The 24,753-nt window shown below is 40.9% G+C and carries 21 protein-coding genes, 11 tRNA genes, 1 rRNA gene and 1 riboswitch; of the genes, 28 read left to right on the top strand and 5 right to left on the bottom strand.

Features of this window, described 5'->3' with window-relative positions:
• The first annotated feature begins 5 nt into the window (after positions 1-5).
• The 13 genes from rrf (at position 6) to AC1D7X_RS19610 (ending at position 3,074) form a co-directional block, all read left to right on the top strand.
• Positions 6-122, top strand: a 5S ribosomal RNA gene (gene rrf / locus AC1D7X_RS19550).
• Positions 123-182: 60 nt separating this feature from the next.
• A tRNA-Asn gene (locus tag AC1D7X_RS19555) sits at positions 183-258 on the top strand.
• A gap of 5 nt (positions 259-263) precedes the next feature.
• Positions 264-338, top strand: a tRNA-Glu gene (locus AC1D7X_RS19560).
• A gap of 24 nt (positions 339-362) precedes the next feature.
• A tRNA-Val gene (locus AC1D7X_RS19565) sits at positions 363-438 on the top strand.
• 27 nt (positions 439-465) lie between these two features.
• A tRNA-Met gene (locus AC1D7X_RS19570) sits at positions 466-542 on the top strand.
• 30 nt (positions 543-572) lie between these two features.
• A tRNA-Asp gene (locus AC1D7X_RS19575) sits at positions 573-650 on the top strand.
• Between the two features lie 17 nt (positions 651-667).
• A tRNA-Lys gene (locus AC1D7X_RS19580) sits at positions 668-743 on the top strand.
• A gap of 16 nt (positions 744-759) precedes the next feature.
• Positions 760-844: transfer RNA gene (locus tag AC1D7X_RS19585), tRNA-Leu, on the top strand.
• Between the two features lie 8 nt (positions 845-852).
• Positions 853-927 (top strand) — tRNA-Gly (locus AC1D7X_RS19590).
• Positions 928-945: 18 nt separating this feature from the next.
• Positions 946-1,022, top strand: a tRNA-Arg gene (locus AC1D7X_RS19595).
• 24 nt (positions 1,023-1,046) lie between these two features.
• Positions 1,047-1,126, top strand: a tRNA-Leu gene (locus AC1D7X_RS19600).
• A 5-nt stretch (positions 1,127-1,131) separates the two neighbouring features.
• A tRNA-Pro gene (locus tag AC1D7X_RS19605) sits at positions 1,132-1,205 on the top strand.
• Positions 1,206-1,909: 704 nt separating this feature from the next.
• Positions 1,910-2,083: riboswitch (cyclic di-AMP (ydaO/yuaA leader) on the bottom strand.
• 295 nt (positions 2,084-2,378) lie between these two features.
• Positions 2,379-3,074 (top strand): BofC C-terminal domain-containing protein, encoded by a 696-nt coding sequence (locus AC1D7X_RS19610; protein WP_495457675.1) that lies wholly within the window; start codon positions 2,379-2,381, stop codon positions 3,072-3,074.
• A gap of 84 nt (positions 3,075-3,158) precedes the next feature.
• Here AC1D7X_RS19610 and AC1D7X_RS19615 read toward each other — a convergent pair whose 3' ends face one another.
• Complete coding sequence (locus AC1D7X_RS19615; RefSeq protein ID WP_495457676.1) at positions 3,159-4,220, bottom strand: branched-chain amino acid aminotransferase; 1,062 nt, start codon at positions 4,218-4,220, stop codon at positions 3,159-3,161.
• Positions 4,221-4,345: 125 nt separating this feature from the next.
• Between AC1D7X_RS19615 and AC1D7X_RS19620 the strand changes: the two genes are divergently transcribed.
• The 8 genes from AC1D7X_RS19620 to yajC all read left to right on the top strand — a co-directional run bounded on the left by AC1D7X_RS19620 (position 4,346) and on the right by yajC (position 12,221).
• Positions 4,346-5,227, top strand: a complete 882-nt coding sequence (locus AC1D7X_RS19620; protein WP_495475976.1) for a LysR family transcriptional regulator — start codon at positions 4,346-4,348, stop codon at positions 5,225-5,227.
• Positions 5,228-5,375: 148 nt separating this feature from the next.
• Positions 5,376-5,879: a crossover junction endodeoxyribonuclease RuvC gene (ruvC, locus tag AC1D7X_RS19625; protein ID WP_495457678.1), complete on the top strand. Its 504-nt coding sequence runs from the start codon at positions 5,376-5,378 to the stop codon at positions 5,877-5,879.
• Positions 5,876-6,496 carry a Holliday junction branch migration protein RuvA gene (gene ruvA / locus AC1D7X_RS19630; protein WP_495457679.1) on the top strand — a complete coding sequence of 207 codons (621 nt, stop codon included), beginning with the start codon at positions 5,876-5,878 and terminating at the stop codon, positions 6,494-6,496. Before ruvC ends, ruvA begins: the two co-directional genes overlap by 4 nt.
• 19 nt (positions 6,497-6,515) lie before the next feature.
• The gene (ruvB, locus tag AC1D7X_RS19635) at positions 6,516-7,523 is read left to right on the top strand and encodes a Holliday junction branch migration DNA helicase RuvB (protein ID WP_495457680.1); all 1,008 of its coding nucleotides are present in this window, start codon (positions 6,516-6,518) and stop codon (positions 7,521-7,523) included.
• 27 nt (positions 7,524-7,550) lie between these two features.
• Positions 7,551-9,662, top strand: coding sequence for a SpoIID/LytB domain-containing protein (locus AC1D7X_RS19640; protein ID WP_495475977.1), 2,112 nt, complete (start codon positions 7,551-7,553; stop codon positions 9,660-9,662).
• A 6-nt stretch (positions 9,663-9,668) separates the two neighbouring features.
• On the top strand, positions 9,669-10,697 hold the full coding sequence (queA, locus tag AC1D7X_RS19645; protein ID WP_495457682.1) for a tRNA preQ1(34) S-adenosylmethionine ribosyltransferase-isomerase QueA: 1,029 nt from the start codon (positions 9,669-9,671) through the stop codon (positions 10,695-10,697).
• A gap of 74 nt (positions 10,698-10,771) precedes the next feature.
• Positions 10,772-11,911, top strand: a complete 1,140-nt coding sequence (gene tgt, locus AC1D7X_RS19650) for a tRNA guanosine(34) transglycosylase Tgt (protein ID WP_495457683.1) — start codon at positions 10,772-10,774, stop codon at positions 11,909-11,911.
• Positions 11,912-11,942: 31 nt separating this feature from the next.
• Positions 11,943-12,221 carry a preprotein translocase subunit YajC gene (yajC, locus tag AC1D7X_RS19655; protein WP_495457684.1) on the top strand — a complete coding sequence of 93 codons (279 nt, stop codon included), beginning with the start codon at positions 11,943-11,945 and terminating at the stop codon, positions 12,219-12,221.
• A 112-nt stretch (positions 12,222-12,333) separates the two neighbouring features.
• On the opposite strand, the gene AC1D7X_RS19660 is transcribed toward yajC, so the two are convergent.
• Positions 12,334-13,188, bottom strand: a complete 855-nt coding sequence (locus AC1D7X_RS19660; RefSeq protein ID WP_495457685.1) for a phosphatase PAP2 family protein — start codon at positions 13,186-13,188, stop codon at positions 12,334-12,336.
• A gap of 74 nt (positions 13,189-13,262) precedes the next feature.
• Positions 13,263-13,658 carry a TIGR04086 family membrane protein gene (locus AC1D7X_RS19665; protein ID WP_495457686.1) on the bottom strand — a complete coding sequence of 132 codons (396 nt, stop codon included), beginning with the start codon at positions 13,656-13,658 and terminating at the stop codon, positions 13,263-13,265.
• 202 nt (positions 13,659-13,860) lie between these two features.
• Here AC1D7X_RS19665 and AC1D7X_RS19670 point away from each other — a divergent pair, with 202 nt between their 5' ends.
• On the top strand, positions 13,861-14,610 hold the full coding sequence (locus tag AC1D7X_RS19670; protein ID WP_495457687.1) for a DUF421 domain-containing protein: 750 nt from the start codon (positions 13,861-13,863) through the stop codon (positions 14,608-14,610).
• Here AC1D7X_RS19670 and spoVB read toward each other — a convergent pair.
• Complete coding sequence (gene spoVB, locus AC1D7X_RS19675) at positions 14,603-16,258, bottom strand: stage V sporulation protein B (protein WP_495457688.1); 1,656 nt, start codon at positions 16,256-16,258, stop codon at positions 14,603-14,605. The two genes, AC1D7X_RS19670 and spoVB, sit on opposite strands and share 8 nt — an antisense overlap.
• Positions 16,259-16,399: 141 nt before the next feature.
• Here spoVB and AC1D7X_RS19680 point away from each other — a divergent pair, with 141 nt between their 5' ends.
• From AC1D7X_RS19680 to AC1D7X_RS19705, 6 genes are all read left to right on the top strand, one after another.
• Positions 16,400-16,657 (top strand): post-transcriptional regulator, encoded by a 258-nt coding sequence (locus AC1D7X_RS19680; protein ID WP_495457689.1) that lies wholly within the window; start codon positions 16,400-16,402, stop codon positions 16,655-16,657.
• Positions 16,658-16,805: 148 nt separating this feature from the next.
• Positions 16,806-18,059, top strand: coding sequence for a protein translocase subunit SecD (gene secD, locus AC1D7X_RS19685; protein WP_495457690.1), 1,254 nt, complete (start codon positions 16,806-16,808; stop codon positions 18,057-18,059).
• A complete protein-coding gene (secF, locus tag AC1D7X_RS19690; RefSeq protein WP_495457691.1) occupies positions 18,049-18,945 on the top strand; it encodes a protein translocase subunit SecF in 897 nt (298 codons plus the stop codon). The genes secD and secF overlap by 11 nt, the downstream gene beginning before the upstream one ends.
• A gap of 173 nt (positions 18,946-19,118) precedes the next feature.
• Positions 19,119-20,066, top strand: a complete 948-nt coding sequence (locus tag AC1D7X_RS19695; RefSeq protein WP_495457692.1) for a cation diffusion facilitator family transporter — start codon at positions 19,119-19,121, stop codon at positions 20,064-20,066.
• A gap of 48 nt (positions 20,067-20,114) precedes the next feature.
• Positions 20,115-22,514: a single-stranded-DNA-specific exonuclease RecJ gene (gene recJ / locus AC1D7X_RS19700; protein WP_495457693.1), complete on the top strand. Its 2,400-nt coding sequence runs from the start codon at positions 20,115-20,117 to the stop codon at positions 22,512-22,514.
• A 102-nt stretch (positions 22,515-22,616) separates the two neighbouring features.
• Positions 22,617-23,135 carry an adenine phosphoribosyltransferase gene (locus AC1D7X_RS19705; RefSeq protein ID WP_495457694.1) on the top strand — a complete coding sequence of 173 codons (519 nt, stop codon included), beginning with the start codon at positions 22,617-22,619 and terminating at the stop codon, positions 23,133-23,135.
• 100 nt (positions 23,136-23,235) lie between these two features.
• On the opposite strand, the gene uraA is transcribed toward AC1D7X_RS19705, so the two are convergent.
• A complete protein-coding gene (gene uraA, locus AC1D7X_RS19710; RefSeq protein WP_495457780.1) occupies positions 23,236-24,546 on the bottom strand; it encodes a uracil permease in 1,311 nt (436 codons plus the stop codon).
• Positions 24,547-24,753 lie beyond the last annotated feature (207 nt).

Raw genomic sequence — 24,753 nt, forward strand, 5'->3', positions numbered from 1 at the left:
TCCCGTTTGGTGGCGATAGCGGAGGGGTTCCACACGTACCCATCCCGAACACGACCGTTAAGTCCTCCAGCGCCGATGGTACTTGGACCGCAGGGTCCTGGGAGAGTAGGACGCCGCCAAGCAGATACTCTGCAAGATATGTTTACATACTTATGGTAATCATGTTTTATAGTCGTTTATATTCCCTGATAGCTCAGTTGGTAGAGCACTCGACTGTTAATCGAGTTGTCACAGGTTCGAGTCCTGTTCGGGGAGCCATATAAGGCCCGTTGGTCAAGCGGTTAAGACACCTCCCTTTCACGGAGGTAACAGGGGTTCGATTCCCCTACGGGTCACCAATTATATTGTATTCTATCCTTTATGGAGGCTTAGCTCAGCTGGGAGAGCATCTGCCTTACAAGCAGAGGGTCGGGGGTTCGATCCCCTCAGCCTCCACCATTTAACTCAATATGCTTGTTACAATGACGCGGGGTGGAGCAGCCCGGTAGCTCGTCGGGCTCATAACCCGAAGGCCGCAGGTTCAAATCCTGCCCCCGCAACCAATTTTATTCCTTAGAGGAATATATTTATGTGGAACCGTGGTGTAGTTGGCCTAACATGCCTGCCTGTCACGCAGGAGATCGCGGGTTCGAATCCCGTCGGTTCCGCCATTTATCTTTACAGTTGTGAGCCATTAGCTCAGTTGGTAGAGCACCTGACTTTTAATCAGGGTGTCGAAGGTTCGAATCCTTCATGGCTCACCATTTTTTTTACAAGCGTGCGCGTGTGGCGGAATTGGCAGACGCACTAGACTTAGGATCTAGCGTTTCACGACGTGGGGGTTCAAGTCCCTCCACGCGCACCATATGTTTTGCGGACGTGGCTCAGCGGTAGAGCATCGCCTTGCCAAGGCGAGGGTCGCGGGTTCGATTCCCGTCGTCCGCTCCATTTTTATCACAAATATTTGCGCCCTTAGCTCAGCTGGATAGAGCGTTTGACTACGAATCAAAAGGCCAGGAGTTCGAATCTCTTAGGGCGCACCATTTTTATTAAGAAATACATAACACGCCGGTGTGGCGGAACTGGCAGACGCGCACGACTCAAAATCGTGAGGGAAACCGTGGGGGTTCGAGTCCCTTCACCGGCATATAACGGGACGTAGCTCAGCTTGGTAGAGCACCTGGTTTGGGTCCAGGGGGTCGCATGTTCAAATCGTGTCGTCCCGATCAAATGAAAGACCATCGAATTACTTCGGTGGTCTTTTTGCTATGTAAGGTAATGACTGCAACTTACCTATGCATCAGCTTTCTAAGAGTCTAAGTTCGACATGATGGGTAAGTTTTGTCCTCTCGATAAAGGAGAGCAGCTCGGGCTTGTTTTCACATACAGCGGAATGTTCCAACCATAGTTGATATTTCATTTTGTGCAATACAGATAGATGGAAAGGGTAGGTCTCCCGAGATCTTAAGACATACCCACCTGTAGGAGTATTCTTCCAGGGATCTTTAAATACGGTGGCGATCGGAAATCTGAGCCGTGTCTACCAGTCTTGTTGCTGTTGTTTTTCACGAATACTCGTGTCTACCTCTCGTATGGTGCTTGAGTCTGTACAGTCCTTATATGAAGAGAGATTACTGAATTAGTGGGGCACGTCAACTTTATTATCGCCAAATGCATAACCCATAATATATCTGGATCCATTTTCTTCATACCAGAGTGCACCAAAGCATAATGACTGTAGACTAAGAGGTTCAAGCAATTTCTGATGTGTTCCAAAATAATAATACGTACTGTATACAGTGCTTCCACTGTGGCTCATCCCTTAAAATAGTTTTGCACAACACAAAAAGCCGCAGACAGAGGAGGACCTCTGCTGCGGTTTGCGATTACAGGCTTAAATAAACCTAACGCAAAGACGTTGCGGATCAAGGATCTCTCTCTGTGCGTTTACGAGGTTAGCTGTCGGATTCGGACGGTGAGAGTCGCCCTACCCTTACCCTATGAGACTGTGAACAGTCCCTTTGGATTCACACCCCAGGTAGGTCCTTTCAAACCTAGTGGTTTCCCCATTTCCTGCCAAGCGGAAATTCAACGTGTGTTCACCCAAATGATACTATTGATTGCTTCTTCTTGTGAAAAACAAAAGAGCCCTTTTAAGCTAAAGAGAATCCAAATGTGGTCGGTTAACGACAATAACTAGAGTAAATATGTATGACCGTTTATAAGGTATCTTTCTTCAAAAACCTCTATTTATTGTTTTTCGCATTGCATATCTTTAAAAATATCTCGTTTTCTAGAGAAATCAGGACGGGATAAAGACTTCGAAGGTCTGTTGGCTGTATAAACGAAGTCCTCTTCGGTCACAATAAAGAAAAGTAAGCAGATAGAAGGGGATTAGCGTGAATGCTTCAAAACTAAAAAAACAGTTGAAAAGGAATTGGAAAAAGTGGAAGCGACGGACTGGAACAACGGCATTGTGTATTATTGTTGTTGGGATGGTCTGGTGGGGATTTCATCTCTCCGATAAAGTTCAATCTTTACTGAACTCGAAACCTCAGATTGCTGTCCAAACTTTAAAATATTTACAGAATAATTCGCTCGAGGATGAGTCCGAAGAAGACCGTTATTTTTTACAAAGATTAGAAGAATCAGATGAAATGCATAAGGTTACTTTTCGAAAAAATTATGTTTGTGGTCAAGAAGAACAGGTTCTTGGACAAATGCGCTCTGAACGCATTAGTCATCTACTTCAACATAATCCAGCATGGATAGGTCACCTCGATCGTAACGGGGATGTGTGGCTTATAGAGACGATCTCAGACTTATCACCTGTGTGTAAACAGAAAGCTTATATGAGTATGGATGCAAACGGTAATCTTACATTATATGAAGGCCCTCCTCATAAAGAAAAAGTGTTAAAAACATTCTTTCAGCTTGATATTAATTCCATGGAATCAACACTTCCTAATGGGGTTCTAAAAGAACTATATGATGGTATCCGAATACAGGATATTGATGAGTATAACAGTGTCATTTCAACTTTTAGTGACTATGCACGCGAGCATAGCGAGAATGTGATGAAGAGGACAGATTAAGAATAGAAGAGATATAAAAAACAACTCCCTCAGTATGTTAGAGGGAGTTGTTTTGATATTCCAATTGTTGCTAATAAATTAAGATTAGACTTGAACCGTCCATTGAAGTGTATCTTCAATCAATCCTGTTTGGATGCCTGTAATTGTATCATAAAGCTTCTGAGATAGTTCTCCGATATGCCCTTGATTAATAACCATTTGATTATTATTCCAATACAATTCACCAACAGGAGATATAACGGCAGCTGTTCCAGTTCCAAATACCTCTTCTAAAGTATTGTTCTTGGATGCTTCGTACACTTCTTCCATGGAGAGCTGACGTTCCTCCATAGGCACACCCCAGTTGCGTAGCAATTCCATAATTGAATCACGCGTTACACCCGCTAGAATACTACCGTTCAATTTAGGTGTAATGACTTTCCCGTCAATTTTGAAGAAAATATTCATGCTTCCTACTTCTTCAATATACTTCTTCTCAATGGCATCTAGCCACAGAACTTGCGAATAACCTGCTTCTTTGGCTTCCGTCTGTGCTTTGATGCTAGCCGCGTAATTACCAGCAGCTTTAGCCATCCCCAGACCTCCACGAACTGCACGTGTGTAGGAGCTCTCTACGTTGATTTTAACAGGCTCTAGTCCTTCACTATAGTAAGCGCCAACAGGTGACAGAATGACCATGAGTTTATAGGTGTGGGATGCACGTACGCCTAGACAAGGTTCAGTCGCGATAATAAAGGGGCGAATATATAATGAGGTCCCTTTTCCAGTTGGAATCCAATCTTTATCTACATTAATTAAGGTTTGAATGGCATGGATCAGGAATTCACCATCGACCTCAGGAATTTCAAGACGTCTATTGGATTGGTTGAAACGTTCCATATTTTTCTCAGGTCTAAACAAGAGAATTTGCTTATTCTTTGTTAAGAATGCTTTCATACCCTCAAAAACAGCTTGACCGTAATGAAATACCATAGCGGCAGGGTCTAATTCAATAGGGGCATAAGGAACGATACGAGGTTCATGCCAACCTTGCTCTAAGTTGTAGTCTAGTATAAACATGTGATCTGTGAAATGCTGACCGAACTCCAGATGGCTTTCATCCGGTTTTACTTTGTGGGTGGTTCTTTGTTGAATTTGAATGTCCATATTCTAACTCCTCCTGAGTCTCATTGAAATATTCTTTCTTAATTATAATGATAAAAAAAACAATTGGTCAATCCAATTATATCTATTAAGATAATAGTTAGCATCTATAAGTGGGAGGCGATTCTGTGGAATTTAGACTTTTGGAGTATTTTCTTGCTGTTTGTGACGAGTTACATTTCACAAGAGCAGCAGTACGTTTAGGTATTAGTCAGCCTACGTTGAGTCAACAGATTCGTCTACTTGAAGAAAGGGTAGGTACACCGTTATTCAGAAGAATCGGGAAAAGGAATCATATGACAGAGGCAGGAAGTATTCTACGGAATCATGCGATACGAGTCTTCTATGAGCTAGAACAGGCACAAATAAAAATAAAAGAGATCAAAGGATTGCAACGAGGCAAGTTGAGAATTGGATGTTCAGGTAACCATTTACTCACTACGTCCATCGTTTCTTTCCATGAGAAATATCCGGGTATATCCTTATCTGTGATAGAGTTAGCGACGGAAGAAACAAAGCAGGGTTTGTTAAATAACGAGCTAGATATCGGTGTTGTATTTCTTCCATTGGAAGATATTCATCTAATAAGTCAGCCCTTATATACGGAAGAGCTTAGTTTAGTTGTTTCTACTGAGCACTCATTAGCGCAGGAGTGTAGTGTATCATTCATGCGTTTGCAGAACCTATCCCTAGTATTATTTCCAGAGAAGTTCCTGGTAAGGCAGATGATAGATGCATATGGTAGAGAGGTAGGAATTACGTTTAGTCCTATTCTCGAACTGTCAACAATGGAGTCTATGTTACAGATGGTCCAACTTAATATAGGGGCAACGATTTTACCCAAATCTTATATAAATGTGAATCATATACCAGATCATCGCATTAAAATCATTCCAATTATTGAACCTACTCCCCAAAAAGTGGTGGGAATTGTGTATAGAAATGAAGCTATTAGGACGTTGGCGATGGATGCTTTTATCAGCGAATTATTATATCATTTCCGATCTTAAGGGAAAAAATACTCGCTCTAGAGGTTTATTAAGAATCTATGGTATGTCACGGTGGTATTTCTAGCAGTCATAGACTTAACTGATAGTTTTTCATATAATAAGAAGAACGAATACATATGTTCGCTTTATGATGAGGGAGAGATTGACTTTGCGGATTTTAGGAATTGACCCGGGTATTGCCATTGTCGGATTTGGTTTTGTAGACAAGGAGGGAAGTAAAATCACGCCGGTTCAATACGGATGTATTCAGACAGAAGCTCATACGCCAGAAGAAGACCGTTTGTTACATGTGTACGAAGGTATGATACAGTTGATAGATAAATATAAACCAGATACCGTTGCATTCGAAAAGCTATTTTTTAATCGAAATGTAACGACAGCAATGACCGTCAGTCAGGCACGTGGGGTCATGATTCTAGCAGCAGTACAAAGAGGATTACCCATCGGTGAGTATACACCATTACAGGTGAAGCAGGCTGTTGTCGGATATGGTAAGGCGGAAAAGAAGCAGGTTCAGGAGATGGTGCGTATTTATTTGCGCTTAAAAGAAGTTCCTAAACCCGATGACGTTGCGGATGCTTTAGCTGTAGCTATATGCCATGCACATTCGTATACATTAAATTCGAAGTTAAATGAGGTATTGCGAAAATGATAGATTTCTTAACTGGCCCTGTCGTCCATTTGGAGAATGATTATGTTGTGTTAGATGTTCGGGGTGTTGGTTACCGTGTATTTTGCCCTAATCCATATGCTTTTGCCAAACTTGAAGGTGAAGTTACAATTTATATCCATCACCATGTACGTGAAGATGCGATGTTATTATTTGGTTTCCCAACACGTGAGGAGCAGAAGTTGTTCCGTAAGTTAATTGAGGTATCTGGTATAGGCCCCAAGGTGGCGCTTGGTATATTAAGTGGTGGAAATCCGGATCTTGTTGTTTCAGCAATCTATCAGGAGAATATTGCGTTCTTAACCAAACTTCCTGGCATCGGAAAGAAGACTGCGCAGAGAATGATCCTAGACTTGAAGGACAAGTTAGATGGTCTAGGCCTTGGTGCAACGGTTATATCTGGAGGATTATTCACTGTTCCTGAACCACAAGCGGGAGATGGATCTTCGTGGTCTGAGGCTAGAGAAGGATTGAAGGCGCTAGGTTATACGGAAACAGAGCTAGACAGTGTATGGTTAAAAATTAAAAATGATGTCTCCTATGAAGACACGATAGACGTCTTAATGAAGCGGGCGCTCAAACTGCTCTATGCGGGCTAAGGAAGAGGAGCGATAAGTAATGGAAGACCGTATTATATCAGCAAACTTGATGATGGAAGATCAGGCGGTGGAGCTCAGTCTTCGCCCACGATATTTGGCAGAATATATTGGTCAGAATCAAGTGAAGGAAAATCTAAAGATTTATATTGAAGCGGCCAAAATGCGTAATGAAGCCCTTGATCATGTGCTTCTATATGGTCCGCCAGGACTTGGTAAAACGACATTGGCCAATATCATCGCTAATGAATTAGGTGTCAATCTACGTACTACGTCTGGACCTGCTATTGAACGTCCTGGAGACTTGGCTGCATTACTGACCAATCTTCAAGAAGGTGATGTGCTATTTATTGATGAAATTCACCGTCTACACCGAACCGTTGAGGAAGTTATGTATCCAGCGATGGAGGATTTCGCGCTCGATATTATGATCGGGAAGGGGCCAAGTGCCCGATCCGTCCGATTGGATTTGCCTCCTTTTACATTAATCGGAGCTACAACACGTGCAGGCCTGTTATCAGCACCTCTACGGGATCGATTCGGTGTAGTCAGTCGGCTGGAATTCTATAGTGTGGACGAACTTAGCTTTATCGTATCCAGAGGAGCGGACATATTCGGTATTGAGATTGTGGGCGACGCAGCTGAAGAGATAGCTCTAAGAGCTAGGGGGACTCCTCGTATTGCTAACCGCTTACTGAAGCGAGTACGTGACTATGCACAGGTACGTGGAGATGGCATCATCACACGTGATATTGCGGATCAAGCACTGCACATGTTACAAGTTGACCCGAGAGGGCTAGATCAGATTGATTACAAAATACTTCATACGATGATTACTAGCTTCCGTGGAGGTCCGGTAGGACTTGATACGATTGCTGCAACGATAGGAGAAGAAAGTCAGACGATCGAGGATGTGTACGAACCCTATTTAATGCAGATTGGCTTCTTGCAACGAACACCACGTGGAAGAATAGTGTCGCCTACAGCCTATCAACACTTGGGATTGCCACAACCACCTCAACAGAAGTAAATAACCTATCTTAGAGAGGAGAATTTGATGATTCTCAATTTGAAAAGTAAGGCATTGAAGTGGTTAGGTAAAGGAATGTTAGTTATTGTTCTTAGTTCAGCTTGTCTAACCTCCCCACAAGGGGTAAGTGCGGACGGGCTCACACCGGATAACATAAGAGTTGCATTGTTTCTAGATTTAGGTACTACTTACAAATCAACAACTCCTACTGTAACCTTGCAATCTACTTCCTCATGGAATGCAGGTTTTAAGGGGACAGATGGGTATCAATCGCTGGTTACTTTAGAAGGTAATCAACAAGTGCGATTTAGCATGGATACTTTCCGTGTCAAAGTATTGGAGACAAAGGATTGGATAACAGCTGCGGCAGCAGCGAAGAAGTTGTCTTCAACGAGCGATAAGCCGTTGATATTCAGTACTTCACTAGGTGACAGTACGGTATATCAGCTGTATTCGGGAACGTATGCAACAGAACAAGCGGGACATGAGGCTGTAGTTCGCTTAACTAAGACGGTAGCTTCTCAATTGAACGGTCAGGTACCTTCACTAAAGGGAAGTAAACATTGGTCTGCTGGAGTCTACAATTCTCAGGATCAAGCAGCAACACAACAAAAGGCCATTCAATCTGCTGGATTGGATGCTATGACCGTTATTCAGGGAATGCCTTCCGGTGAAGTTCAATATGCCGTGTGGGTTGGAGAAGCCGTAAGTGATCTTGAAATGTCAAACATTCAAAATAAAATGAGTCAACTTGTACCGTCAGTAACGGTATCAGAGGTTGACTCTTCTATTCCTGCACTTATATTACGTCAAGACGTAGGTATTAATCTTACTTCAATACAAACGGTTGATCATTATCAAATAAGCGGTGAGTCTGCTAAGTTGTGGATTCCAGACAATACACATGGAATGAAAGTTACGGAGAGATCGGCACGTAGCTATCGAGGTCATTGGGAAGTTAGTCTATATAATGGGCAGCTAGCATTGGTGAACGAAGTGCCGTTAGAACAGTACCTTTATTCCGTTGTTGGGGGAGAAGTACCCTCTTCATGGCCAAGTGAGGCATTGAAATCACAGGCTGTAGCTGCTCGAAGTTATGCTATCTTTCAGAGCAACAAATATAAGATAGCAGACGTAGTCGATACGACATTAAGCCAAGTATATAATGGGATAGGTTCGGAAGCGACGAGTATAACCCAAGCTGTTGATGACACTCAGGGAGAAATCCTAACACAAGATGGTAAAGTGGTTGAGACCATATTCTCATCTAATAGTGGGGGTGTAACGGCTGATTCTAGTGAAGTGTGGAATAGTAATAATAAAACTTTTGAAAGTGTCACAAGTGAAGGGGATATAACCGCACAAAAGAGTCTCAAGATGTGGTATCATGTCTTGTTAACTAATGGTGTTACAGGTTATGTTCGAGAGGATAATGTAAAAGAATTGCCAAGTACAACAGCTTCGGGGCTGGCTCAGTTAACGGTAACATCAAAGGATACGGATGTTCGGGTCATCCCTTTAGTTCAATCCAATGTTACAGCAGTTAGTAAACTTAATCCGGGAGATACAGCTGTAATTCTAGCAAAAGTTGCAGAATCAAACACGTATTCGTGGGTTAGAGGTCCTTATACCTCTGCTGAATTACTTAAGACGATGAAGGGGATAACAACCTTACAGTTACCTTCAAGCATAGATGCACTAGAAATAACGAAACGTGGACCATCCGGTCGCGTTATTGAACTCCAAGTCAATGGACAAGTCATGGACGTGAAATATCCAGATATGTTCAGATCTGCCCTTAACGGACTACCAAGTACATTGTTTGATATTGTATCAACAGGAAGTTATACTGTATTAGGTTCAGACGGTGTAACGGTAAAGGCATTTGCTTCTTCTAGTACTTCCGTTATTTCAGCTTCAGGGACTAGTAGTCTTAACAATGCGGGAACTGTCATCATGAATAGTGAATCAAAGGCAGAAGTATTGGAAGCAGGTCAGAAGTTTATATTTATTGGACAAGGAAATGGTCATGGTCTAGGGCTTTCTCAGTGGGGAGCAAAAGGCATGGCGGATGCAGGGAATGATTATCAGGATATTTTGAAACACTATTATCAAAATGTCACTATTACTAAGGAATGACGACACATGGATGTAGAATTATATAATTTTGATCTACCAGAAGAATTGATTGCACAGACGCCACTTTTTGATCGAAGTTCATCACGATTGCTTACGCTGAATAAAGAAGATGGTAAGACAGAACATCATACCTTTAAAGATATAACGGAATATCTTAAGCCAGGCGATACGCTGGTATTGAATGACACTCGCGTTATCCCTGCAAGACTATTTGGTGTAAAGGAAGATACGGGTGCTAAGGCCGAGGTTCTATTACTTAAGAATTTAGGTGAGGATCGCTGGGAAGCATTAGTTAAGCCAGGAAAAAAACTGAAACAAGGAAATACGATCGTTTTTAGTGAAGAACTTAAAGCGGTGATTGAGTCTGAAGGTGATATGGGAGGCAGAGTACTCAAGTTTACTTATCATGGAGTATTTCAAGAAATCCTAGATCGGATTGGACAAATGCCACTTCCTCCATATATTAAGGATAAGCTTGATGATCGTGAACGTTACCAAACGGTGTATGCGCGTCATGAAGGTTCAGCAGCTGCACCTACAGCAGGCCTTCATTTCACAGAGGAATTACTTGATGATATCCGTGCAAAGGGTGTGTCAGTAGCGTTTATTACACTGCATGTGGGATTAGGAACCTTCAGACCCATGTCAGTGGAACGAGTAGAAGACCACGTGATGCATGAGGAGTACTATTCTTTGTCTCAAGAAACGGCAGATCTACTCAACGATACTCGTCGTGATGGAGGTAGAATTATTGCTGTCGGAACAACTTCATGTCGAACGTTAGAGACAGTAGGGAAGCAATGTTCAGGTGGACCACTCAAGGAAAGTAGTGGCTGGACCAGTATTTTCATGTTTCCGGGTTATGAGTTTACGGTTGTGGATGCATTGATCACGAATTTCCATTTACCGAAATCCACCTTGGTCATGTTGGTTAGTGCATTGGCAGGGAGAGAACATATTCTTGATGCGTATAAAGAAGCCGTGAAGGAAAAGTATCGGTTCTTCAGCTTCGGCGATGCAATGTTTATTTATTAAAATAGGTAAAAAGTGAAAGTGAGTTTTACTTGAGTCTAGAAGAACGTTATATAAGGAAGGAATTCAAATACACTATGGCAGCAGCAATTACTTATGAACACATTAAAACATGTAAGCAATCAGGAGCTCGATTAGGGCGTGTTCATACGCCTCATGGAATTATTGAGACACCTACATTTATGCCTGTTGGAACACTAGCAACCGTGAAGACGATGAGTCCGGAAGAACTTAAGCAAATGGATGCTCAGATTATTCTAAGTAATACGTATCATTTGTTCCTACGTCCTGGACACGATATTATCCGTGAAGCGGGTGGTCTACACAAATTTATGAATTGGGATCGCCCAATCCTAACGGATAGCGGTGGTTTTCAAGTATTTAGTCTTAGTGAAATGCGTAAAATCACAGAAGAAGGCGTTCATTTCCGCTCTCATCTAAATGGTGATAAATTGTTCCTTTCACCAGAGGTAGCCATGGAAATTCAGAATGCACTTGGATCAGATATAATGATGGCGTTTGATGAATGTCCTCCTTATCCTGCAGAATATGATTATGTGAAGAAATCACTTGAACGCACGACTCGTTGGGCTGAACGTTGTCTTGAAAGTCATGCCCGCACGAAAGATCAAGGCCTATTTGCTATTGTGCAAGGTGGGATGCATGAAGATCTTCGGAAGCAAAGTGCACGTGATTTGACTTCCATGGATTTCCCGGGGTATGCTATTGGTGGACTCAGCGTAGGAGAGTCTAAGCAGATCATGTATGATGTGCTGGATTATACAGTTCCATTACTTCCTAGTAATAAACCCCGTTATTTAATGGGTGTGGGGTCTCCGGATGCGCTAATTGAAGGATCTATTCGTGGAGTAGATATGTTTGACTGCGTTCTCCCAACACGGATTGCTCGTAATGGGACAACAATGACAAGCGAAGGACGAGTTGTGATCCGCAACGCTAAGTATGCTCGTGATTACGGTCCACTAGATCCAGCATGTGATTGTTATACATGTAGGAATTACTCGAGAGCTTACCTGCGGCATTTGATTAAGGCAGACGAGACCTTTGGACTGAGACTGACTACATACCATAATCTGCATTTCTTGCTAGAGTTAATGCGCAAGGTTCGTCAGAGTATTATGGACGACAGACTGCTAGATTTTCGCGATGAGTTTTTTGAACAGTATGGGCTTTACGAGAATCTTAAAGGTTTCTAGAATGAAGCAATCTATTTGAGGGGGAAGTTACATGTCTGAAATGATTCAATTATTATGGCCTTTTGTTCTTATGTTTGCGATCTTTTACTTTTTGTTAATTCGTCCGCAACAAAAGAAACAAAAAACACGTGCATCCATGTTAAGTGCTCTTAAAAAGGGAGATAAGGTAGTAACCATTGGTGGTCTTCACGGTACAATCGTAGAAATTACTGATGATATTATCGTACTTCTTGTGAATGATGTTACAAAACTTACTTTTGACCGTAGCGCGATTAGCCAAGGTGTTCGCACAGACGTTGAAAGTAAATAAAGTACATTCTTAATCTAGAACTATATTGTGAAATCAAAGAAGAGGTTGTCCATATCGTCGTTAGACGAAATGGATAACCTCTTTTGCATGATACGGTGTAATGGTTGATTCATTATTTACTATTGTGAGGCACACGAATTTTATGAGGAGCTTTCTTATAAAGGGGTTTTTCCTCTTTTCTAAGAATTGATTTTGCCCAATAAATACCTAAACTGGATGAAATAATGCCGAGGAGTGAACCCGCAAACATGTCACTAACCCAATGTATACCAAGATAGAAAATGCTGAATATAATAATGATTCCACTTATCCCTGTGATGATTCTCCAACGACGATTACCTGAACGTGCACCCAATAGTAATATCGTCATAGAGATGGAAGTATGAAGGCTTGGGAAGCAATTGTTCAGACCGGATAGAGGTCTATAGGATTCCTCGAATGTAGGAAATACATCTAGCATATGAAAACGGACTCCTGCGGGTGGATAGGACCATACCTCATTTACGGGAAAAAACAGGTAAAAGGGAATTGCGACAGAGTAATTAATAATGATAGCGAAGCAAATGGCATATACAAATAACTTGTTACGATCTAAAAGGTAAACCCCAATGGAGGAAATTAGTAAGGATTGAAAAACAATAACATAGAAGAAGACGCATATTTGGGTGATGATTGGATTGTAGAAAAAGTCTTGTATATTTCTTACGATATGTCCCTCTATACCGAAGATCCAGGGGGTGAAATCAGCATAATATTTCATGTTGTGTTCAAAGCGTAGTTCATTTTTATTAATGAACAAGATCGCTGCAACCGACAAGATTAATACTATAAATTTACGTGAAGATAGAATGGTTGCAGCGAGCTCTTTGATGACTAGAAAAGGATTACGCATTGATCCTATCCATATAAGCAGTATAATCGTTACTGTTGAGGCTAAAGCAATGGTTCCCATGGATTGATATAACACAAAAACGGCCTCCTCTTTATAACATGACTTCATCTAGTGTACCATATTTATAAGGAAGAGACTATTTATGGGAATTACTTATTTTGCTTTAAATTTACCCCGAACATTCCTCCAATAGCACCAATAACAAAGGCAAGGCCAATCCAAAGAATATTTCCAAAATGAAGTGAGTTATCTAAGGCTAGAAAACTGATGAGTAGAATGATTAATGTGTAAAAGGCACCCGTTAATCCCCCGTGATACCATCCTTTTTTACCAGCACGTTTACCCGATACCATCCCTCCAACGATCGCGGAGAATATATGAATAATATAAGTATACGTGCCAAGATCGTGTTCCTGCATTTCACTTAACCATAAGAATAACGATAGAACGAATGAACCCATCATCATCCAAAAGAACGCATACCAAAGTCCAGCAAGTAATGGGCTGGTAATTCGAAATGAGATGAATTGACGAATAAATTGCATCTGAGAGACCCCCCTTTATAGTTGATTAGTTACTGTCATTGTATGATGGGGCTTGCCCCAGTAGTACAAGAAAGCACAGAGTTGATGGTGAAAGTGACTTTCCATTAATTAAAACGCAGATGATTGCATGAGCTTGCTATAAACAGGTGACAATAGAAATAAATAATAGTCTAATCTTGACAAGATTAAGGGGTGGATTTAATTGACGGGAGATATTTCAACATACATTTTAAGGACATTATTGATGTATGTTGTTATCTATTTCACGATTCGTATTATGGGTAAGCGCGAAATAGGAAAGCTTTCTCTGTTCGATCTAGTTATCTCTATCATGATTGCTGAAATTGCTGTATTTGTAGTGGAAGATATGAAACGTCCCATTATGGATGGAATCATTCCTATGGCTGTACTTGTGGTTCTGCAGGTCATCATTGCAAAAATAAGTCTGAAAAGTAGAAAACTTCGGTTATTGTTTGATGGTAAACCTTCCGTATTGATATCTAACGGTAGACTCCATCGAGATGAGATGAAGAAACAACGTTACAATCTGGATGATCTTATGCTACAGATCCGTCAAAAGGATATTGATAATATTGCTGACGTGGAGTTTGCTATTTTAGAGACAACGGGTCAACTTACAGTACTTCCTAAAGAATCGAATTCGGGTATGAATTTTTCCAATGCCAATGCCAAGAAATCGAAGAGAAGAAAGAAAGTTCTGATTCCAGCCGGAAAGATCACACATCAAGGAATACCTGTACCCCTAATTATGGATGGTAAAGTCCAAGATGATAATTTGGCATTGATCAAAAAGTCACGCTTTTGGTTGAAAAACCAAATTCAGGCTAAAGGTGCAGAAAATTTTGAAGATGTTTTTATGTGCAGTATTGATCATCAAAATCAAATTTACATCGATTTTAAGGAAAAAATAGCGGGTAAGCCGGTTAAGTAACCGTGCGAAACCATTTACCAATGAGTGGTGTTTTTTCTAAATCACGAATAGATACGAGTTTAATACTAAATATAATAATGATATAAATTAGGATTCCTACTATACCTGCAACGATGAACTGAAACCAAGGGTGATCATGGAATGGAAGGTGATTATACGCATATTGTGTGCCACCAGCCATGATGATCATAGCTACACCCATTTTGAAGAAGTCGAAGAGCTTATATTTAAAAGACAACATTCTAGCTACACTGAATCCATGTAACATGGTTACGATGATACTATTTGCAATAATAGCTATCACGGCTCCTAGAATTCCGAATTCAGGTTGGGAAGCTAAGTACCAGATTAGGAACAGCTTGATGGCAGAACCTATTAATGTATTACGAAGTGCTTTACCCGGATGATCTAGCGCCTGCAAGGCAACCTGTAGCGGGGCCTGTACGTAAATAAATAAGGCGAAAGGCGCCATCAGGTGCAACATGCTTGAAATATTCTGGTCGTTATATAAAAGCAAGCATAGCGGAGCAGCGAGGATAAACATAAGGACAGAGAAGGGTGCTCCGGTGACCAGTGCAAGCCGTATGGTCTGGTTGAGCCTTTTGTGTATCGTGATCATATCCTTGCGAGCGGCTGCCTCTGATAAAGAAGGAACAAGGGAGACAGCTAATGAAGCGGTTAGTGCGCTGGGAAGGAGTAGCAATGGAATGATCATTCCTTGTAATGCTCCATATTGTGCTGTTGCAATAGAAGTAGCAAAACCGGCTATGGCTAGACTTTGTGCTGTTATGATAGATTCAAACAGATAGGAGAATGATCCTACAAGCTTACCTGCAGTGACAGGAATAGTAATTTTTAATAAGCGATGAAGTACTCCTCTTGTGGGTATGTTAGCAGGTTCATGGGGGTTAACAGGTTCGGCAATATTCTCGGGTTCGGTCATATCCTCCTTTCTATTCTCCGCATGGTATTGCCATAACAATATAAGTAAACCAATAAATTCACCGGCCATCACACCAAGCATTGCACCAGCTGCACCGAACTCAATTCCTTTGGGTAAAAGGAGAAATGAGAACCAAAGGACACAAACAATTCTGACCACGGTCTCAACAATGGAGGATAGGGCAGATGGAATCATATTTTGTTTTCCTTGGAAGTAACCCCGATAGACTGAGGATATAGCTACAATCACTAGCATAGGACTCATACTAACGAATGTATGATAGACTCGGGGGTCTGTTAGAATATTATTTGTAATCCAAGGGGCAAATAAGATCGATAGCAGCATAAAGACAATACCGAGTCCAATCGTTAACCCAAGACTAACTCGTAAAACGGCACGTGAGTTTCTTGGATTATCTGCTGCATCAGCTTCAGATACCAGTTTGGAGATAGCAAGAGGGATGCCTCCCGTAATGATCGTTATTAGAACGATAAAAAAAGGATATGCAAGTTGGTAAATTCCAACCCCCTCAGCTCCTATAATTCGTGGTAAGATTATTCGGGGAATGAACCCGAGAATCCTATTGATGATTCCTGCTGCCAATAATATCAAGGTACCTTGTATAAATGTTTGTTTTATATGTCTACGTTTATTCAACTTTTCACTCCCTCTTCCAAGAATCAAGCTTAGCCGGTTATCCAGCATGACCACTATTATATGGATATGCTCAACCTGTCCATTCTCATGCTAAAGCTTTGTAATAGAATAAATATAAAAAGGAAATAGACCTCCAAGGTCGAATTACTTGTTAAGAGATATAGACATCATGAGAGAGGAGGGATACACGTGGGAGTAAAAGATTTAAGTAGTGTCCAGCTCGATGATGATATTCACATGATGTGCATGAGTAAAGCGGCAGAATTTAGACTTATCGGATATGAGCACGTGACCGGTAAAGATGTATGGGACTGTGTAAGTTCGAAATACGAGAAGGAAGGGATTCCTCCTCTCTATAAGTTAGTGAATGATATTCTATCTTTGAAAGTAACGAATTTTATGAATTTTATGACGATGGCTGCCTATCGAGGATCTTCTTTCGATTAAGAAAGGGTCCTTTTTGTCATATAGAGTTAAGGTAGAATGTGGTTCTTTTTCACAAAATGACACAAATTTATAATTTTGATAAATTGACTGCATTTTAACGCATGGCTATAATAGGAATATTGAGAACGAAAGGGGAACTAAGAACGGAATGAAAAGAATTATCAGTTTTTTCGTTACAGTAATCGTGTTGACTGCCGTTATGGCTGTGTCTACCCCAGGATTACTGGATAAGGTCCGATTGGGCCTTGACCTTAAGGGAGGATTTGAAATTCTCTATGAGGCTAAGCCACTAGTCGAGGGACAAGCTGTTACCAAAGAATCTTTGAACAGTACAGCAAAAAGTTTAGAAAAACGTGCTAACTTAATGGGAACTAGTGAACCCGAAGTGACAACTGAAGGAGCTAATCGAATTCGTCTGAAGATCGCAGGAGTAACAGACGAGGCTGAGGTTAGAAAGAAAATGAAAGAACCTGCGAATCTAACGTTTCGTAGTTCGCCCACTGGAGGCATTGAACCGACAGATTTTACTAAAATCGAGCTCTTAGGAAGCGATTTTAAAGAGAATGGCGCAGAAGTTGGCTTTGATAATCTAAATAATCCGGAAATTAGTATTACGGTGAAAGATAAGGCTAAATTTGCGGAAGTTACAAAACGCCTTATTAACAAAGAACTAGCTATTTTCTTGGATGAAAATTTGCTATCAGCTCCAACTGTAAGAGCTGAATTAACGGATGGGAAAGCTTCAATCAGTGGTAATTACACGATTGATGAAGCTAAGAATATTCGTGATACGATTAACTTAGGATCGTTGCCACTTAGCCTTACAGAGAAATACTCTCAAAGTGTTGGGGCGACACTCGGTAAACAATCACTAGATCAAACGATTGTAGCGGGACTTATAGCATCCGTATTAATTCTTATTTTCATGATTGGAATGTATCGTTTGCCTGGGTTACTAGCAAGCTTTGCTCTGATCTTGCATACATGGTTGCTAATCTTAGTATTCGTTCTAGCTGACTTCACATTAACTTTGCCGGGTATAGCAGCGTTTATATTGGGGATTGGTATGGCAGTAGATGCTAATATTATAACTAATGAACGGATTAGAGAAGAAATGCGGAATGGAAAAAGTGTTCTATCTTCTGTTAAAGCAGGGAATAAATCCTCTTTCCGTACGGTAATAGATTCTAATATTACAACAATCATTGTTGCAGGTGTTATGTTTGCTTACGGAACAGGTGCTGTAAAAGGCTTTGCATTAGTACTCATTGTTGAAATTGTATTGAGTATTGCAACGAACCTTTACTTCTCCCACTGGTTGCTTAGCCTATTGGTTAAGTCAGGCCTACTTAAAAAGCCGAAGCAATTTGGTGTAAAGGAGAGTGAAATTCGTGAGCTTTAAGAAAGAGATTGATTTCGTTCATATTAGTAAGTATTTCTATACAGCTTCCATCATTCTAACGATCGTAGGGATTATTTGTCTTTCTGTATTCGGGCTGAACTTCGGAGTTGACTTTCGTGCAGGTTCCAATGTAGATATATCCCTTTCGAAATCTCTAACACAGAGTCAAGTACTACCTATTCTCGAGAAACTTGGAATAGAAGACGGAACGAGTATTACTCCTGGGGATAAACGAATGAATATCCGATTCATCGAAGAGTTGAATGAAGAGCATGATAACCAACTTAAAGCTGAGATTCTAAAGCTGGATGGTACTGCATCTTTTGAGATCAATACGGTAGACACAGAGATGGCGAAGGAACTTGGAAGAAATGCCATTTACGCTGTGCTTCTATCTTGTATTGGGATCATTATTTATGTAAGTATCCGCTTTGAATGGCGGTTTGCGCTGGCAGCTATATTGGCGCTGATCCATGATGCATTTTTGGTTGTTACCGTGTTCTCCATCTTCCGTTTGGAAGTGGATTTGATCTTTATTACCGCCGTGTTAACGATTATCGGTTATTCAATTAATGATACCATTGTTATCTTCGACCGAATCCGTGAGAACTTGCGCTTCGCTAAGCTCAAAACCGAAAAAGATCTTAATGCATTAGTGAACAAGAGTGTGAATCAAATGCTTATGCGTTCACTCTATACTGCTCTTACGGTCTTTATTGCAGCGCTCTTCCTATACCTATTTGGAGGAGAATCGATTAAAATGTTCTCCTTGGCTATGGTTGTAGGATTGATATTTGGTGCTTACTCTTCCATCTTTATTGCTAGTCCTTTCTGGCTATTGCTTAAAAGTAAACAAAAGAATAAGAAACTCGGCAAAGCATCTTAAGCCTAAAAAATGTTGTTGAAATCATATTATGAAAGCCGCGGTCTATAACGACGCGGCTTTCATAATGACTAGGTATTAATGTGCATCGTTTCGTTAGATTTAAGTACGAGAAGATCGGCAAGGTATACATGGATACTAGTTATCGGAATTGAAGTTGCTAGAGGGGGGCCCATGTGACTATACAACGTTCAGCATCAACGGAAACCGTAACTTGGACAGGAATTGTTTGTGAATTTGGACTTGCTATCTTTAAGGGGATTGTTGGTTATTTCTCCGATAGTAAAGCTTTATTGGGAGATGCATTGTATTCTGCTACGGAAGCTTCTACATCACTAGCAAATAAACTTCCTTGGAAGCGAAAGGCTACAGTTGGAGGTAATCGCCAATCAGTTAGAATAGAACCTGTGCTAGCGATTATCTTTTCAGTATTAGTTCTCATGGGAGGACTAAAAATTGCTTCGGGTGCGATTCACAATCTTTCGAAGGATGATTTGAAATCACCGGGACAATTCTCAGTGATTGCCGTCTTTGTTTCTCTTGCGGTTAGAGAAGCCATTTTCCAATTTCAATACCGTACATCCAAAAAGAGAAATGAAGGAAAACAGGTAACCTATACTTCAAATCATCGGCTAGGAATATATTCGTCTTTTATCGTATTGCTTGGTGTATTCCTTTCGGTCGCAGGTAATATGTATGGGTGGCCAGGTTTACTATATATGGACTCTATTGCAGCTTTAATTGTATCTGTTCTAGTGCTGAGAAAAGGTTATCTTCTTATAGTAAATTCTGTATATGGTAGGATTGCTCATCAGGAAATAGAGGAAGAGAATTCCGCGAATTTTATCGATACCGTTCAGCGTGTCCATGGAATCATAACTGTAGACGATCTGAAGTCACATGAGCAGGGACATTACATTGTTATTTATGTGAAAGTGAGTGTTAATCCAACTATTACGGTATTGGAAGCACAAGATATAGCTGACTGTGCCAAAAAGCTTCTAATGAATCGGTTTCTCCATGTGAGTGACGTGAACATTCAAGTTGTTCCTTATGATCCTGGATATCCTTATAAATCTAATCATGATCTAACTAGTCGAGATGTACCAACGTTACTACAGTAAATACAAGAAATGATACATGAAGAAGGTAGGAAAGAAAGGTGAATATACGTGCTCCATTCGAAATATAAGTGGCAGCCACAGACATTCGATGCTAAAGAAAGCCAAGCGTTTGCTGACGTATTGTCTATTTCTCCGTTGCTCGCTTCCCTTCTTATCACAAGAGGAATTTGTACTGTTGAAGAAGCCGAAATGTTTATAAAAGGAAACATGAATGATATTCATGATCCTTACCTATTACATGGTATGGCAGAAGCAGTACCCAGAATTCATCATGCTGTGGATAATGACGAACATATATTGATATATGGGGATTACGATGCTGACGGAGTATCCAGTACGTCACTGATGATTCATCTGATGCGTCACATGGGTGCATCATACGATATTTATATCCCTCATCGTTCCAACGAAGGGTATGGTCTTCATAATCATGCGATAGATTGGGCACATCAACAGGGTGTCTCTCTAATCATTACGGTTGATACGGGCATAAGTGCTGTGGACCAGGTAGCCTATGCTAATTCCCTTGGGATTGATGTTATTGTTACGGATCATCACGAGCCTCCTGAGATTCTACCTAACGCGTATGCTCTGATTAATCCTAAACTATCTAACTGTACTTATCCTTATAAGGGTTTAGCGGGTGTAGGCGTTGCATATAAGCTATGTCAGGCTTTAATTGGCAACCCACCATTAGAATGGACAGAACTTGTTGCTATTGGTACTGTAGCTGATTTAATGCCTCTGACAGGTGAGAATCGTATTCTTGTTCGAACAGGTTTGGAATCGATGCGTAAGTCTTCTTTTCAAGGGATTCAAGCATTGCTTGAGGTATGTGGAATTGTTAAGGAAACAGTGACATCCACCAATATTGCCTTTGGTATGGCTCCTAGAATTAATGCAAGTGGACGATTAGATCATGCAGGTAGAGCTGTTTCTTTACTAACGACAGAAGATCCGTCCGAAGCGCTAGGTCTTGCCCATGAATTAGATAACTTGAATAAGCAGAGACAAAAGGTAGTTGAGGATATTCTTCAAGAGGCTCTTGCACAACTCGAAGAGAAGATACAATCGGTAGGCCTTCCCTCTGTTATTGTGTTAGCAGGAAAGGACTGGAACGTGGGTGTAGTCGGCATAGTAGCATCCAAAATCTTAGAACGTTATTATCGCCCTGTCATTATATTAGGTATAGATGGTGATAATGGAGTGTGTAAAGGTTCCGCTCGTTCCATCCCTGGACTTGATATGTATGCTGCTTTAACATCTTGCAAACATTTGATGGACCATTATGGGGGACATTCGGCAGCAGCTGGAATGAGCTTGTCTGTCGAACAGTTAGGTGATTTTGAAAGTGCTCTGAATCATTTTGCCAAAAACATTCTAAAGCCCGATGATCTCATTCCTATCGTAGTGGCTGATGGCGAATGGAAGGTATCAGATTTACCTATCTCTGTCATTGAAGAAATAGAGTTACTGCAACCTTTTGGAATGGCTAATCCTATTCCGCGCTTCATCATTAGGGATATTGAGCTACAAGAAACTCGTAAAATGGGTCGTGATCAGAAACATCTTCGACTTACGATGAAGCAAGCAAATGGAATGATGGAAGCTGTTGCATTCGGTCAAGGTGATCTAGCAGATGTATTGACTACGGGGACATCAATGGACGTTATAGGGGAATTATCAATTAATGAGTGGAATGGATCTCGAAAACTGCAATTTATGCTCCATGACTTAGCTATTTCAGAACCTCAAGTGTTTGATTTACGTGGGGTCAAAGATCCACAGGTAGAGATGAATCACTTTTTACGGATCATGAGTCCTCGTCTTCGTGGCCATTCTGCTCAAGTTGGTGTTCTATTTGATGAAAAAATGCGACAAGATGTAAGAAATGAATTGAACGAACTATCCTTTTGGGTATATGATAAGAACGGTGGAATGGTTTCTGCGAACTCCATAGCTGAACAAGAGGGTAAAGAAGACATAACGACCTTGTTTGTTCTGGATGCACCCCAATCGACACGACAGTTAGATGAGATAATGACCACATTTAAGTCATTAAGCAATATTTTCTTGCTACACGCGACGGATGTTCGAGAGAAACTTCAAGTTCCTGATCGAGAACTGTTTAAAAAGTTGTATATATTGTTGTCTCGTATTGGAACTGATCCAGTATTAGAGCGGGATGTATTATCCCAAATTAGTCGTCAGTCATCCACCTCTGTAAGAATGCTCTCCAAGATGATGGATGTGTTCGAGGAGTTATCCTTTATTGAACGAAGTAACGGTTATATTACGTTGGTGTCTAAACCTTCCAAAAGGGACTTAGATCATTCTTTTCACTTTCGGGATTTAGGAAATCTTGCAGAAATGGAGCACCATTTGCTCTATGCCAATACAGCACAATTAATGGATTGGATGAAAAGCCTTTTGAAGGGTGCCTCATAATATCCAAAGAAGTAACGCTCAAAACATGGTATAGGCTTTCGAAGTGTGTTTTTACGAAGTCTTTCCAAGAAGTAACGCTCAAAACATTTAGGAGGAAATAACTTGAATTTGAAAGATTATATTCGTGTCATCCCTGATTTTCCAGAACCGGGAATTAGCTTTAAAGATATAACAACCCTACTTAAAGATGGTGCTATGTACAAAAAAGCTATTGATGAATTGAAAGAGCTTGTTGCACATCTTGAAATCGATCTAATCGCTGGGCCAGAGGCTCGCGGGTTCGTCGTAGGTGCTCCACTTGCTTACGCGTTAGGTGTTGGTTTTATTCCAATTCGTAAAAGTGGTAAGCTTCCTTATGAGACCATAGAGTTGGGCTATAATCTTGAGTATGGTAAAGATAGTCTAGCTATGCATACAGATGCGATTGAAAAAGGTCAAAAAGTGTTAATCGCAGATGATTTATTAGCTACAGGTGGAACCATCTCTACTTCCGTAAACTTGGTTCGTCAGTTGGGTGGAGATGTCGTGGGTGCTGCTTTCCTAATCGAATTAGATCCACTTAAGGGACGCGACAAATTAACAGACGTAGAAGTGTTCTCACTTCTATCCTATGAAGACTAAGGGATAAGTTTCCCGGGAAATAGTCGAATAAACACATAAAACCCCCTCATCCTTTTCAGAAGGATGAGGGGGTTTTATGTGTGATATACAGGTTAATACATTAGATGGTAGGCGGCTCCTCAACGGGAGAGTCCTCTTTCTCGTTAGATAATCCCAGTACTTCAATTAATTTGACAAGCAGGCTTAGGACGATCCCTACAATGGTTGCTAATGCCATTCCTTTGAGCTCAACGCCGAATATGTTTAGCGTCGCGCCACTTAGACCAGTAACCAATACAAGTGTAGCTAGAATCATATTGGATGCTTTTGAGAAATCAACCTTCTGTTCTACAAAAATACGGAGACCTGAAGCAGCAATAACACCGAATAAAAGAAGAGATACGCCGCCCATTACAGCATCTGGGATATTAGAAATAACAGAAGAGAAGGTTCCAGAGAAGGATAGAAGAATGGCGATAATAGCCGCTCCACCGATGACAAATACAGAGTAAACCTTCGTGAGCGCCATAACACCTATATTTTCGCCATAGGTAGTATTTGGAGTTGAACCGACAAATCCGGAGAAAATAGTGGAGATCCCATTACCTAGGAGTGAACGGTGTAGACCCGGTTCTTTATTTAGATCTTTGCCGACAATGCTACTTGTTACAAGTAGATGACCTATGTGTTCAACGATGACCACAAGAGACACGGGAATGATGGTCAGGATGACTGTTATGTCCCAACTAGGTGTTGTGAAATGTGGGGCAGAGAAGAAACTAGCATTCGCGATCGCAGTTGTGTTTAATTCACCCATAAAGTATGCCAAGAGATATCCGGTTACAATACCAATCAAGATGTGAATGATTTTAGAGAAACCACGGAACATCAGCGCCCCAATGACAGTAACACCCAGTGTAGACATGGATATAATGATTGTAGATGAATCGGGGGTCCATGCTGTTGCGGCATCAGCAGGGGCTATCAATCCTGCCATGCGTGCGGCTACAGGTACTAGCTCAAGTCCTATAGTTGCTACAATGGCTCCCATAACAGCTGGAGGGAAGACGACATCAATCCAGCCTGTCCCAGCAAGTTTAACAATTAAGGCTACAATACAGAATATAACGCCGGTAACAATGAATGCACCTAATGCTAATGAATAGCCTTGGCCAGGATTGTTAATGATGACCATACTGACAGGAGATATAAAAGCAAAACTGGAGCCTAAGTATGCGGGGATTTTCCCCTTACAAATCAGAATATAGAACAAAGTACCGATTCCATTCATTAATAGAATCATCCCTGGATCGACACCGAAAAGATTAGGAACTAAGACGGTGCTGCCAAACATAGCGAATAAGTGCTGTAGACTAAGTAGAAAACCAGGGACTAGAGGTAATCGCTCGTTAACTTGAATTTCTCGTTGCAACATTGTTCACTCCAATTGGTTTTATATTGTCTTTTTGAAAATTGATCTTATATAGATTAAATATATTTGTGGAATATTACAACAACATTTTTGAAATAATCAATATTACGTTAACTTATTGGCGAAAATTGCTCTTCTTTGTAAAGCTTTTCCATGGATTAGATGAAGTGTTGACGTATTACGTCACAAGCGTCATAATTAATAAAA

Source organism: Paenibacillus sp. Y568, assembly GCF_059445545.1.